This window comes from Psychrobacter sp. CCUG 69069 (assembly GCF_021023115.1).
Classification (GTDB): domain Bacteria; phylum Pseudomonadota; class Gammaproteobacteria; order Pseudomonadales; family Moraxellaceae; genus Psychrobacter; species Psychrobacter namhaensis.
Genome location: NZ_QQAI01000009.1, coordinates 1 through 13,559, shown reverse-complemented (window position 1 = coordinate 13,559; position 13,559 = coordinate 1). Strand labels below are relative to the sequence as shown.

8 protein-coding genes and 1 pseudogene are annotated in these 13,559 nt (G+C 44.0%); 3 read left to right on the top strand and 6 right to left on the bottom strand.

Going from position 1 to position 13,559, the window contains the following annotated elements:
- Positions 1 to 92: 92 nt before the first annotated feature.
- Positions 93 to 1,757, top strand: a complete 1,665-nt coding sequence (locus DVY93_RS07425) for a DUF3482 domain-containing protein (RefSeq protein ID WP_230710040.1) — start codon at positions 93 to 95, stop codon at positions 1,755 to 1,757.
- Between the two features lie 10 nt (positions 1,758 to 1,767).
- Here the strand turns inward: DVY93_RS07425 and DVY93_RS07420 are convergent, their stop codons facing one another.
- The 3 genes from DVY93_RS07420 to DVY93_RS07410 all read right to left on the bottom strand — a co-directional run bounded on the left by DVY93_RS07420 (position 1,768) and on the right by DVY93_RS07410 (position 4,929).
- Positions 1,768 to 2,805: an ArsA family ATPase gene (locus tag DVY93_RS07420; protein WP_230710038.1), complete on the bottom strand. Its 1,038-nt coding sequence runs from the start codon at positions 2,803 to 2,805 to the stop codon at positions 1,768 to 1,770.
- Positions 2,806 to 2,840: 35 nt separating this feature from the next.
- Positions 2,841 to 3,134 (bottom strand): cory-CC-star protein, encoded by a 294-nt coding sequence (locus tag DVY93_RS07415; RefSeq protein WP_230710035.1) that lies wholly within the window; start codon positions 3,132 to 3,134, stop codon positions 2,841 to 2,843.
- Positions 3,135 to 3,249: 115 nt separating this feature from the next.
- Complete coding sequence (locus DVY93_RS07410) at positions 3,250 to 4,929, bottom strand: carbon starvation CstA family protein (RefSeq protein WP_193004955.1); 1,680 nt, start codon at positions 4,927 to 4,929, stop codon at positions 3,250 to 3,252.
- Positions 4,930 to 5,230: 301 nt separating this feature from the next.
- Between DVY93_RS07410 and DVY93_RS07405 the strand changes: the two genes are divergently transcribed.
- Both DVY93_RS07405 and DVY93_RS07400 read left to right on the top strand, forming a co-directional pair.
- Positions 5,231 to 5,899, top strand: coding sequence for a hypothetical protein (locus DVY93_RS07405; RefSeq protein WP_198333561.1), 669 nt, complete (start codon positions 5,231 to 5,233; stop codon positions 5,897 to 5,899).
- Positions 5,900 to 6,001: 102 nt separating this feature from the next.
- On the top strand, positions 6,002 to 6,565 hold the full coding sequence (locus DVY93_RS07400) for a hypoxanthine-guanine phosphoribosyltransferase (protein WP_193004953.1): 564 nt from the start codon (positions 6,002 to 6,004) through the stop codon (positions 6,563 to 6,565).
- 82 nt (positions 6,566 to 6,647) lie between these two features.
- On the opposite strand, the gene recD is transcribed toward DVY93_RS07400, so the two are convergent.
- The 3 genes and pseudogenes from recD to DVY93_RS07385 all read right to left on the bottom strand — a co-directional run.
- The gene (gene recD, locus DVY93_RS07395; RefSeq protein WP_230710033.1) at positions 6,648 to 8,846 is read right to left on the bottom strand and encodes an exodeoxyribonuclease V subunit alpha; all 2,199 of its coding nucleotides are present in this window, start codon (positions 8,844 to 8,846) and stop codon (positions 6,648 to 6,650) included.
- Positions 8,847 to 8,921: 75 nt separating this feature from the next.
- Positions 8,922 to 13,415, bottom strand: a complete 4,494-nt coding sequence (locus DVY93_RS07390) for a UvrD-helicase domain-containing protein (protein WP_230710032.1) — start codon at positions 13,413 to 13,415, stop codon at positions 8,922 to 8,924.
- A gap of 26 nt (positions 13,416 to 13,441) precedes the next feature.
- Positions 13,442 to 13,559 (bottom strand): annotated as a pseudogene (locus DVY93_RS07385) (IS982 family transposase); the annotation flags it as partial.

Below are 13,559 nucleotides of genomic sequence, written 5' to 3'. Positions count from 1 at the left end.
TACGGGCTGCGATCATACTAGCTTGTTTTTTTATTTGGTTGCCGCTGATTTGAATTCTATACAGCCCCTAATTAGTGACATAAGATTCTATTATGAATAATGATAAAAAAGACAACCACGCGAGCAATAAGTCAGTCGGGCTCTTTGCGGATAAGGCTTATAAGAGAACATCTGATGCAAAAAATCAGACAGCCCCTCAATCGAATCAAGCGATTACTACGGATGAATCCGTATCATTAAACAAACCAGCCGAGCCTCGGCATACCGTATCTAAAAAAACCATTGCCAGTGGCGAGGCACTTAAACTGGCCGTCGTTGGTCATACCAATACCGGTAAAACCTCCCTACTTCGTACCTTATTACGCGATGTGTATTTTGGTGAAGTAAAAAACGAAGCAGCAACCACGCGCCATGTGGAGCAAGCAAAACTGACAGACAGTCAAACGGGCGAAGTGCTGGTGGCATTATACGATACGCCTGGTTTAGAGGATGCCTCTGGACTCATGGATTGGCTTGAAGACAATACCGCTAGTCGCCGTGATGGTATTGAACGCTTGCAGCAGTTTTTGGCAGCAGATATCGCGCAAAGTGCAGACAATAGTGATACCTCTGTAGGTGAGGACTTACAAGATTATGATTATAGCCAAGAAGCCAAAGTGATTCGCCAATTACTAGCCAGTGACATGGCCATCTATGTCGTCGATGCGCGTGAACCTGTACTCGGTAAATATAAAGATGAGTTGGCGATTTTGTCTTGGGCCGCCATACCTGTTATGCCCGTGTTTAATTTTACGGACAGTCAGGATGCCAATATTGAAGACTGGCAGACAATGCTGGCAAGACGTAATTTACACATCTCCACGCGTTTTGATTCCGTGGCTTTTGAGTTTTCAGATGAAATGCGATTGTGGCAAAACCTTGCCACTATGCTCACTCACTCGGAGATGCTTGAGCAGCTGATGGCGCGCCGTACTGAAAATTGGGCGCAGTTGTATGATGAGGCTAGTATTATCATTGCGGATTTTTTATTAAATGTCGCGGCGTATGTGCGGGAAATCAATCAAGATGACGACCCGATGCCAGTACTACAGCAAATGCAAGAAGCGGTCCGGCAAAGCGAGCGCACGATGCAGCATAGCTTGCTCAATTTATATAAGTTTTATGATAATGCAGTCGCAGCAACCCCGCTTGAACTACAAGCATATCAGCAAGACCCATTTGATCCTGAACTTCTTAAGAGCTATGGCATTCGTACCACGTCTGGCGCGGCAGCTGGTGCATTATTAGGATTGGGTATTGATGCTGCCGCACTAGGTACGACATTAGGTCTGGGCGCTGCAATAGGCGGTATAGCAGGCGGCTTGTTGTCTAATACCGGTAGTATCGCGGATAGAGTGGCCGGGGTAAAGCGTTTATACATTGACCCTGCGACCTTGACTTTATTAGCCACTCGGGCGTTAGACTTGCTCACTGCCCTACGCCATCGCGGTCATGCGGCCACCGATGCCACACAGCTACTGTATAACAGCGAGAACAATCACCTTGAAACATTGCCCACAGATGACCGTGCGGAGGCAGCAGCCAATCCAATGACTGTGTGGCCCACGCATAAACTACCAAATGAGCTAAAAAAAGCACGGGGAAAACCGCAATGGTCATCACTCAGTGGCGGTAAGTCAGAACAAGCACAGTTGCTACGAGCAGACATGGCGTGGTCACTTGCCGGTAAGTTGCAATCGCACAAGCTTCACGAGTAGTCGTGAACGGTCATGACGCTGGGCTTAATAAGGCACTTAAGGCGTCAATGCCGCGCACGTCTGTTTGCTGCAAATAAATTGGATACAGCGGATAATTGGTAAAATTCCGCTCGATATCCTGCATGAGTTGCTGCTGGCGCTCAGCACGCCGCCGCCAAAACGCATCAGACTGCGTCGGTGCTATCAACTGATTGATGACGATCGCGGCAGGTGTGAGCTTACTGTCTTCTAACTGCTTGATAGCCCGCTTGGTCTCAGCCAGTGGTAATACATCGGCGGTCATCACCAATACAATTGCGGTTTGTGCGCGGTCATGAAGTAGCAATCCTGCCTGACGAAACAACTGTTTGCGTTTTTCTAGCACAGATACCGCCTGCTCCCAACGATCAGATTTTTTTGCGGCAAACGGATTTGGCACATTGTCTGTTTGCGGGTTATTTTTTTGGTGGATCTGTTTGTGATTATGAGTGTCCAAATGGGTCGCCACCGAGCGCAGTTTGGCCTGTCGCCGCTGCTGTGCAAGCAGTCCATCTGTCCATGCGCCCATCATTTCAGGTAGGACGAGTAGTCTTAAAGTGTGTCCTGTTGGTGCAGTATCAAAAATAATATGCTCATAATTGGCATCAGCTGCCGCAACTAAATGCTGACACATAGATTCGAGCATCGCCGCTTCTTGGGCACCAGGGGCTGACTTTGATAACTGCATATGCTCACGAATTTTGGGCATCATATCTGGATTGGCATAAGATTTAATGGTGCGTTCCACTTGCGCAAAATGCTCATCGACGATGATGTCAGGGTTTAGCTCAATGGCATCGAGATAAGGAGAGATTGTCGTTTTTTCATTACTTAAACGTGCGTTTAGTACATCGCCCAAACTGTGTGCTGGATCGGTAGAAACAATCAAGGTCTTTTGATGCTGACTGGCATAATAGCTGGCAAGCGCAGCGGCCGTCGTGGTTTTGCCCACACCTCCCTTACCGCCGATGAATATAATTGGTTGCGTTGCCAGTTGCTCTACGAATGCTTGCAATGGGTGTAATGCCATACTCGGATCTCATTTTTTAATCAAACTATAGATTACTAGCAGCAACCAACGTGGTCAAAAGGACATCTGTCCATACCCATTCGTGTATGCCATTCATGGAAGTTTTCTAAAAATAACGGCTGCAATTCTAAGGTATAAAAACTGGCGGGATTATCAATCCCCAAACTCTCAGCAAACATGAGGAGCATAAAAAAATCTTCTTCATCACGTGCAGCGCGTGCCATCGTTTGGCGATAAGGTGCATGATAAAACTCATTTAGCCCAGCCACAAACCTTTGCCACCAAGATGGGCCGTTTTTTACATCGTTTGGCATGTTGGTATTTTCCATAAACTTGCTCGTGTTTTCCTTATTACTTGTGGTCTATCATGCCTATGTGACACAAAAAACGCCAGCGGTTGCTGACGTTTTTGATAGATGCTTATTTGCTAGCACTCAACAGGTTTTACGTGTTGGTTTTTCCTTTGTGCCGCGACCACTCTTTGCGTAGTACGGATAAACTCTCAAACGTCACTAAAATGGTGGCGATTAGAATAATAATATCCATAATAATCAGCAACCAATTGCCATCAGTGTAAAAGGTTTTGAGCTGAATCAATAGCGCAAAGACTGTCATGACTAACAAGAATGACAACGGTGCTAAAGTGTACCAAACAGGTTTGCCTTTACGTAGTAAGATGACGGTGACGATCATCAAGGTTAAGGCAGCCATCAGCTGATTGGTTGTACCAAACAGTGGCCAAATAATCATGCCACCTGCACCGTCAATACCACCTGCACCAAACGCCAATAATAGGCAGCTACCGACTGCAAGCAAAGTTGCTACGACGCCCTTACTCAATACTGGCAGGTTATAGAACTCTCCAAACTCTTGGAATATATAACGTTGTAGACGCACACCAGTATCCATCGTGGTACCCGCGAACAATGCCGCCATCACAGTGAGCATAGTTTGTGACAGCACTAGGTCGATACCAACACCCGCATTTAATATGGTAGCGCCCCCATCAATAAAGGCACCGATAGAACCGTCGCCGAATTTTTGATAAACCGCCTGCCAATCGCCAAGGGTGGCAAAACCTGCGGTGGCTGCTAGAATCGCGCCGAGAGCCAGCATACCTTCACCCAACGCCCCAAAGTAACCCACGAAACGGGCATCTTCTTCTTTATCAATCTGTTTGGACGTCGTTCCTGTCGCCACCAAGCCATGAAATCCTGAAATTGCGCCACAAGCAATGGTGACAAACAATAACGGCATAAGTGATGGTGTACCAACCGGCAGTGCCGTGTTGATGGCTGGCGCGACAATGTTGGGTGTTGCGATAAAAATAGCAGCATATAATAAAATCAAACCGACAAATAACTGTAAACCGTTAATATAGTCGCGTGGCTGTAGCAGCATCCATACAGGTAATAAAGACGCGATCGCTGCATAGGCAAATAAAACCAGAATCCATACTGCATTATCAGGTAACCCCAAAACTGTCTCAGGTAAGACAATAGGGAACATGGGACCCAAGTAGATAAGTCCATATAAAGCACTTACGCCGATAATTGAGACCCAAACCAAACTCATCTTATAGCGATAGATACATTGCCCAATGATAAAGGCCACCACCAATGCGCCCCAAACTGGTAATACAGCCGATGGCGTTTTAATCATCATGTTAGCAATAGCAACGCCAAATACCGCATTCACCATTAGCAATAGCAAAAAGATAACAATCATCATCAAGCTACGTACGCGTGTACCCATGACCGTACCGGCAATAGAGCCAATCGACTGACCTTTATTGCGCATACTTGCCCAAATGGCCGACATGTCATGTACGCCCGCCATAAAAATAGTGCCTAATACCACCCAAATGATGGCAGGCACCCAGCCCCAAATCACAGCAATCGCAGGACCAATAATGGGTGCAGCACCTGCCACCGACGTAAAATGATGCCCCCATAATACATACTTATTGGTAGGGACATAATCTACCCCATCTTTCATGGTATGCGCTGGCGTGGGACGACTGTTATCCAACGCCAAAATTTTGGTGGCGATAAATTTTGAATAAAACACGTAGCCGCAGAGCATAGCGGCAACGCCGAATAATAATACAATAGCACTATTCATCTTATCTCTCCCTAGACAAGTAGTAGGTAGCCTTATAAGTTCAAGCTTTTTAAATCAAAAAGTGAAAAATATGCTAAATTAGTGTGCAACGAGTGACTCAACTCATCGATCATCAGACAAATCGTAAAATTTTGCAGGACCATCACCAAATAATAAATTCTTGTATTTTACAATTAGGGCGCATCGCTAATCAGCATCTAGTGTGGTGAGTCGTTGAATGGTATTCTGCTGAAATAGTAACCGATTTAACGGTGGATGTAACGTTGGTAAGACATAAAAAACAACAAATAAAGGCAGCATAATGGCACATTATTTTGGATTCGTACCTTCAGATAAATTAAAAACATTGATCAGTGAGGCCGAACAAGTCGTTGCTTCAAATGAGCAGGTAGACTACTACCCTTATCGTGATGCTCTGACGCATCAGACGGCTCGTGACCTTACCGATAATTTATTGGTTGGTTTGGTAGACATTATCCCAAATCCTGAGCGACAAGCGTCCATGCGTAAAATCGTTGGGACGATTGAACGCGCGACCGATACCCTACTCAACATCTTGCTTGGTAAAGAGAATAATGAAGAGGTACTTCCGAGTTTTCATTTTCTAAGAGATCGGGCGACTTTTATTGATAATGACGGCGTGAAACGTGTGGGCTTTAAGCTGTCTGCCGCAGACGCAAAAACGATTGACGAAGGGTTTGCTGCTATCACACCTGAGCACGTAAACCGAGACAAGTTTAAAAAAGCGCTTGAAACCGTAAATGAAGAGACACTCACTCATTTTATCAGTCGCTATGCTGATACACTCAAGCTAGGTATGATCAAGCGTAAGTCTGTTCCAGTCGCCAAATCTGCGATTGATAAAGGCATGAATATGGCACTGAACAAGCTGTTGCCTGACTTACCGGATAGTTCGCTGAACCGTTTAGCAGATTACTACCGCCCATTTATTGTAGAAAAATCAGAATAACCCTTAAAATTGGATTAATTTTATCCCAAACATCACATGAGGTTGGGCAAATTCACTAAAATTTGCTAAAATAAGCGGCACTTTTTATCGAAGGCGCACCCGATGACCCAAATCAGTAACCAAGAAATTGAAAAAACATTACGCAACTCAGAGTGCCTTATCAGCAGTATTGAAGTTGCTGCCGCTTATGAGCGCCTTGCCGCTCAACTCAACCTCCATTATGCTGGTCTAAATCCGATCGTTATGGTCGTCATGAATGGCGGGCTTATCCCAGCTGGCCAGTTGTTAACGCATTTGACGTTCTACCATCGTATGCACTATATTCATGCTTCTCGCTATCGTGATAATGAAGGCACCAATGAGCTTGATTGGAAATTTAAGCCTGATGTTAGCATTGAAGGTGAGCATGTTTTATTGATAGATGATATTTTTGACGAAGGCATCACGCTAAAAGCAGTCGTCGAAGAGCTGAGTAAAGAAAAACCATTGTCTATGGAATGTTGTGTGTTACTTAACAAAGAACATGATCGCAAAGTTGCTGACTTTGATGTGGATTTTGTAGGAATTAATGTCGCGGATCGTTATGTCTATGGCTGTGGTATGGATTTCCACGGTTACTTACGTCACCTGCCGGGTATCTACGCAATTAAAGAAGATAAAATCTAACTCCATCGAGTTATGTTTAAAAAAGCATCCAAATCGGATGCTTTTTTATTGCGTGAAGAACAAATATAACTAAAGATAATAACTAAAACTGTTGTGCTAAGCCTGTATGGCGCTCAGTTGGCGTCTGAACCGCCTTTTCAAAAGCAGTTTTTGTGCTGTAGATGGTCACTTGTTTTTTAGCACGTGTCACCGCCGTATAAATAAGCTCTTTGCTTAGCAATCTTGCATGACTATTATCGAAAGTAATGGCCACATGGTCAAATTCAGACCCTTGTGATTTATGAATCGTCATCGCATAGGCGGTGGCAACGATCTCTTCATTGAGTAAATTCACAGCAATACCTTGGGTTTTGCTCTCAAAGAACACTTCTAATCGATTCCTTTCGTCACCTGTTTGCAAACAAAAGCCAATGTCACCATTGAACAATCCTAACTCGTAGTTATTTTGTAGAATCATAATGGGACGGCCATGGAACCATGTGTTTTGACCGAGCGGTAGTTTTAGCTCAGCAAGGTGCCATTGTGTCAGATAGTTATTGATATAGTGATCACCCCACTCCCCATTGTGGCCAGCACTTAGGACTCTAAACTGGTTAAAGGTTACCATTAATGAGTTTATAGTACTTTTTACTAATTCTGGCACAGATTTTTCTATTTTATTTTTTAGAAGATTTTTAATTTTATTTATGTATGGCTTGTATTTTTGGGTTATTTTTTGGATAGTTTTTTTGTTACTTAGGCTATTTATAATTTTATTATCTATAAGTGTCTCTTCTTGTTGCGTATTTACATATTGAAATCTCAATGCGTCATCTCGTTTTAGTAACTGCCAAATTTTTTGAATGTCTACCTCTACCTCATGAATTTGATGGGCAAGCTGACCAATGCCTGAATCTGAGCTAAACCGACGGCTCTCGATTAGCTCTGCATGAACAGCCTGTAATGTCGGAATACGGCATAGATCGGCCAGCACCGCTCCTGCATCCACGGCTGCTAACTGATTGGCATCTCCCAACAAGATAAGCCTTGCTCCTGGTTTCACTGCACTTACAAGATAATTAGCCAACTCAACTCCAAGCATCGATGCTTCATCAACGATGATAATATCTTCCCCTAGTGGGTTATTGGCATCGTAACGCGGTCTACCCGTTCGACCGATTCCTAGCAAACGATGGATAGTCTTGGCTTCTTGCAATTGCATCGCCACATTTGCTGTGTCTAAAGCGGCTTGCAAAGACTCTTGCATTCGCTGGGCCGCTTTACCAGTTGGTGCGGCTAACGCTAGGCTCGCACTATCTGTACTGAATCGAATGTTTTCCTGTTGGTCGTCCCTACTCTCTGCAGCTTCTTGTAGTGCGATAACCAACTGAGCGACCGTATAAGTTTTACCCGTGCCTGGACCGCCAGTGATGATACTAAATGCATTGTTATTGGCCACGTTGATGGCTTTTACTTGTTGCTCGTTTAAATTGTTAGGTATTGATAACGCTAGAGGGGTTACTTCTTGTGCTAGAGTCCTATTGATATGCTTTGCTAAGTTAAACTCTGCTTGCCAAGAGCGATGTAGCCAAAAAATTATTGATATGGTTTTTGCTGCTTTTATATTTTGATTATTAGTTAGTTTATAAATGATGGGTTGGTTTATTTTGCTTAGGCTATTTTCTTCAATAACACCAGCATCAACATTTGCAAATAAAGCGTGTTGTTCCACTAAATCTATCAAAAAATTTAAGTCAGTATTTTTCAGTAGTTGATATAAGCTGACAATCGTATTAAAACGCTTGCTTAGCCTCTCTTTTTCATGATTGCTAAGCGCCAGCTGCGTCCAAAGCTGATTGCCCTTGCCAAATAAAGTGTCTAGCAAAGCAAATAATGCTATATCAACTGTTGCGTTATCTTCTGTTTGCAAGTGTATTTGAGCGTCTATCAACGCAAATATTGGCATTGCCAATGTTTCTAATAATTGCCGCTGCCACGCATACAATGTAACGACTTCATTGTTGATTTGACCTTGTAGTGGTACTTCGTGCTCAGCTTCCTCAACGGTTAATACCGTGTGCCCTTCTTCTAAATGCGTCGCTAACATAACAAAAAAAGCCGTGAATAAATTGCTGTCTTCTACTTTATCGACTTGATCGCTATTAGTATTGATTGGTGCCTCTGTCGCATTATATGCTGAATGCGTTTGCTGACGACGCAATAGGATATAGTCACTAAGGTTACTGGCCCAAGTTTCTTGTAAACCAATTGCTGCTTTGCTTTTGTTGTTATTATTACTCATCTTATGCTTGTCTCTATATTGATCTGATTAATCGAGATGATATTTTTTGGATAGTGAACCGTTATTTAACCCTTACTAGTCAGGCATGCCAAATAGCGTGTCTAACCCTTTAATAAAATCAATTGGGATGTCCCAAGTCACCAGTCCATAGCGTTCATTATGTGATGCCCTACCATTAGGCTCACTCGTATCAGGTAGCACGTTATCAACTGCTTGGGGATATGGATAATATACGCCACGTAAAAATACGTACTCTACAGGGCCTAGATATTTATCTTCATTGCCGGCGTAGTCACTGATTCTCATAGAGAGCAATCGATGCAAAGCCACCTGATAAATTGCTGCTTGTAACCAATATCCTGCTTTGGACATGGCTTGCTTAAGGGTGTTTTCATCATAACTGCTTAGGCTATTTCCTAAAAAGTTACTTTTGTAATCAACGACATAATACTTGCCAGCGTGCTCATATACCAAGTCAATTTCGCCGCGTAAATAACGATACAAGTGCGTTTTATTTTGTGGCACCAGATTGACGTGCTTGTCTGTGTCGTCAGGTAAGTATTGTTGAAACAGCTGATTGATATCCTGAGCTTTAAACCGTTCTGACAACCCCATGTTAAACTCTAATTCAGCAAATCGCTGACTTGCGTTAAGAGAGCTTAAGGGTTGATTGGAGGCCAATAGCGGCGCATGTATCACCTCATCAATCCAGTTGAGTAACGCGTCATGCTTTGTCGTATCTATCGAATCAGGCTCAATGAGGGCACCTGCTCCGCCCTCGTATCCTTGTAATCTACGGCTTTGCAGCTCAGCACTGCTATAGACCAGCGGCAGCTGATAGCTACTAACGGCTCTATCGACAACCCCAGACCACTGCGACTTGTTGGTGAAATCAATTTTTTCAAATATCTCGTGTAAAAATGTACCGGCATTGGCTCCTTTAACAAAAGTAAAGCGGATATCCTCCTCAGACTTGAGACTTAACCCTTCCACTTTTTCAGGGTGCTCACTACTATGAGATAATGGCTCAACCGAGGCGAACGTATCTCTCGTAACGATCTCTATCGCATCATCAATACGCTCATCCACTATGACCATCGCTTGTGTGGATTCGTCCAACTGACGGGCGAGCGCGGTAAAACTGGTCTTCGCCCAACCATAAAAGTAGTTTGTCTTCATAACCTCTGAAAAAGCATCGTACTCAATAACTTCTGTCATGGGTTTGATCGTAGTAAGCTGAGTCGCATCGTTTAAGCCTGCTGGGTTGGCATGGTTCGCATGGTGGTCATTATGGAACTCATTGACTTTGTGACCTCTGATCATGCCTATCGTGCCTTTGAGCCTATTAGGCAATTCAAAATTTGCTTCTGAGGACTCAAACCAATAAAACACGGGCTTTAACTCAGAATCCACATTTCTTTTCGGGTCTTGCAGTACCACATAAAGCTGTTCACTGGCGCGTGTAAATGCCACATAACCAAGACGGCGCAACTCCTCAAAACCCTCTTGCGTCTCGATAGCAGTATAGTAATCGTCGGTGGTGGCAGATCCTTGTAGTGGCGAGAAGCGGCGCTGATTGCCAGTTAGTTGATGTTGTAGGGATTGCTGCACTAGGGCGGAAGGGGCTTGCTGGGCGTTATACAGATACAACCCATAGTTTTCTTTATTCCCAGATTTTCGGCTGGCACTGCCCATACCCAAGACGTAGACAATGGGAAACTCGAGTCCTTTTGACTTATGAATAGTCATAAGCTGCACGCCAGACTCTGTCGGTAGCGGATACTGCTTGGCCCAATCACTATTGGGTGCAGCATCTATGTGCTGTCTAAACCAAGCCAATAGTTCATGCTCACCCATGCCTGTACCATACTGCGCCAATACATCCATCAGATGACGCAGATCCATGATGTGTCGATCTCCTTCTGGATGAGACGCTAAAGATTGCCAGACCCCTTGTGGCTGTACGGGACTTTTATCCAACAGGTAATGTAGCGCCGACAATATGCCAAAATGTTGCCAACGCTGCGCCCCTTCTTTTAGATAGGTAATAAAGTCTTGATAGCTTCTTTTATTATCAATCGTTGACGCGTTTTTTGAATGAGCGCGTGTTGTATTATCGGCCACAACAATACCTGACTTATGGTCGGTCATCATCGCTTTAACATCTTTAATGCTTAGATCATACAGATGACTGGTCAACACCCGATTAATCATGTCATGACGGTATGGATACAGCATGGCGCTAAGCAACGCTGCCACATCTTCTGCCATGACCGTTTCAAAGATACTGACATCGCTGGTGGTCAAGGTTGGTACGCCCAGTTTCACCAACTCGTCTTCAACCCGCTTTAAGTTTTTTTTGGCACGAGCCAGCACGCCTATATCACTAGGCTGGATGGCTTTGCCTTTTAGTGTCTGACCACTACTGAGCAAAGTGGCAATATGACGCGCGGTGATTTCATGCTCATCGTACTCAAGTTCTATATCCTTGCCACTAGGCAAGTGCAATACGCTTACTGGCTGAGCCGAGAGCACCTCAGTCACCAAGCGACTTCCTTGTATGTCTAAACACCTAAACCAAGACAACTGATTTTTAGGTCGCGCTGCTTTAATATGCTGGTAATAGATACCGCTACCTAACTGTGCCAGCTTATTGTTACCAGTCGTTGCTGTAGGGACGCCAAACCAGCAGTTTAGTGCATGAATCACACCTGCATTTGAGCGACGGTTGGTATCGAGCGTCCAACGGCTGCTGGTGTCAAACTGGGCTTTCATATAGTTATAGTTGGCCACATCGCCACCACGAAACCCGTAAATGGCCTGCTTTGGGTCACCAACCAATAGCAAAAACTCACGATTGGTTTTATTGGACGTTGACGGCTTATCTTTTTTCTCTTGTGTTTGTTTGTTTTTTGGCAAATAAATGCTTTCAATCATAATGGCTTGTTCACCATTGATATCTTGCGACTCATCGATCAGTGCCACTGGATAATGATGACGAATATAACGCGCCAGCTTATCTCCTTGTCGGCCCGTTAAGGCTTGGTTTAAACGCACCATCTGCAAACTAAAGGTCGTCTCACCACGTTCTTCTAAAATCACTGGCAGCCTATCACGTACGGCAAGCACAATCTGACGGTTAAGATTGGCTAATAGCAGTACAATGTGCTGATTTAATCTCTCAACCATGTCTAGAAGCGCCATTAACTTGCTAATGGTCTCTAATTCAAAAAGCGTCTGATGCTCTTTTTCTTTATTTTTATTGAAGTTCTTAATTTTGCCATCTTCATCTGGATATCTGGCATCCTGCAATGAGGTCAAAATCTTATGCTCGCGCTCATTTAAATAGCTGTTAAATGCAAGTTTATATTCTGCTATCTTTTGATGTACCTCAATGAGGGCGTCAAACTGTTTGGTTAAATTAGAACCGCCACGAAATCCTTGCGACTTTCTGTAATCAGGATTTAAATATGGCTGAATATCAGTTAAGTCTAATTGTGCAAACTCAGCAATAAGCTGCTCATACGCATTAAAGTCAAAGCTTTGCTCTAGTCTTACCTCATCAATCGGTGCGGAAATAAAATTGAGCGAACGAGAAACAAATTTTTTATGGTCGCTCACTGCTGTCAGCTTACCTTGCTGATCCATCAGCGCATACAGTTTGGGCTGCTCGTAATGTAAGCGGCTTTGAAACTGGCGCAGCTCATCGTGAATAATACTGTCAGTCACCTGCTCAATACTGCTGTCTTCGATAATAGCCATGCCTTGCTGGTGACCCGTCTCGCTACTATATTCGGTCAACCATTTTTGCGCCAAGCTATCCAGTGTGCCCACAAACAGTTTATCCAATGTCGTTAATACCAGCGCGGTGCGTCGTAGCGCCTCCGCCATCGGATAGCTATACACATGATCCAGTAAATAATTCACTAAATGTAGGTTAATAGGATCTTGCATGATGTTATCTAAGCGCACATATTTAGCTTGCTTTATCAACCAAATTTCACGCGCTTTTTTTGCTTGGGCACGCTTTTCAATCGCCACTTGCTTGTCGTGGGCAAAATCTTGATTAAGATCCTCAGCGTTTGCCTCACTATTTAAATCCGTGCTTGCTGGTTTGTCATGGTTACTGTTGTCGTTGTCATTAACACCATCACCATCAGGCGTTACCTGCAAAATTTTGGGATACAAGATATCTTTATTATTGGTATCAGCACTCAGATTATTGACCCACTGCAATAGTTGATAAAAATCCACCAAACGATCATGAATACGCTGACGCATCTCCGCTGCAGCGGCGCGCGTAAAGGTCGTAGCAATGATTTGTTCTGGCGCACGCCGCGCTTCAATCAGTAGGCGCAGCACAATACCAGTTAGCGTCCAAGTCTTACCAGTCCCTGCTGAGGCTTCGATAAGGTGCTTACCCGTTAGTTCAACGTCCACCGCTGGTATCACATCTGCCTTAGACTCAGCCATCGCAGCCGAGTCATCAAATTCACTTGAATCCTCATCAAATAAATCCGATTGTGTAGAGATATCAATGGTATTGGTTGTGTCAGTAAAGTCTGTCATATAGGCGTATACTTTTAACCCCACTCTCAACTTGAAATAAGCAATTCAAACTGAAGAGGCGGGTTACCAAGTTTTTTGTTGAGTACAAAGCACAGATTGTGTGAAAGAATCTTACGAATCAATCGATGAGACAAATGCCATAAA

Bases quoted from the DNA above. Each gene is read 5' to 3' on its own strand.
- DVY93_RS07425 (WP_230710040.1), top strand. From the start codon at position 93: ATGAATAATGATAAAAAAGACAACCACGCGAGCAATAAGTCAGTCGGG.
- DVY93_RS07420 (WP_230710038.1), bottom strand. From the start codon at position 2,805: ATGGCATTACACCCATTGCAAGCATTCGTAGAGCAACTGGCAACGCAA.
- DVY93_RS07415 (WP_230710035.1), bottom strand. From the start codon at position 3,134: ATGGAAAATACCAACATGCCAAACGATGTAAAAAACGGCCCATCTTGG.
- DVY93_RS07410 (WP_193004955.1), bottom strand. From the start codon at position 4,929: ATGAATAGTGCTATTGTATTATTATTCGGCGTTGCCGCTATGCTCTGC.
- DVY93_RS07405 (WP_198333561.1), top strand. From the start codon at position 5,231: ATGGCACATTATTTTGGATTCGTACCTTCAGATAAATTAAAAACATTG.
- DVY93_RS07400 (WP_193004953.1), top strand. From the start codon at position 6,002: ATGACCCAAATCAGTAACCAAGAAATTGAAAAAACATTACGCAACTCA.
- recD (WP_230710033.1), bottom strand. From the start codon at position 8,846: ATGAGTAATAATAACAACAAAAGCAAAGCAGCAATTGGTTTACAAGAA.
- DVY93_RS07390 (WP_230710032.1), bottom strand. From the start codon at position 13,415: ATGACAGACTTTACTGACACAACCAATACCATTGATATCTCTACACAA.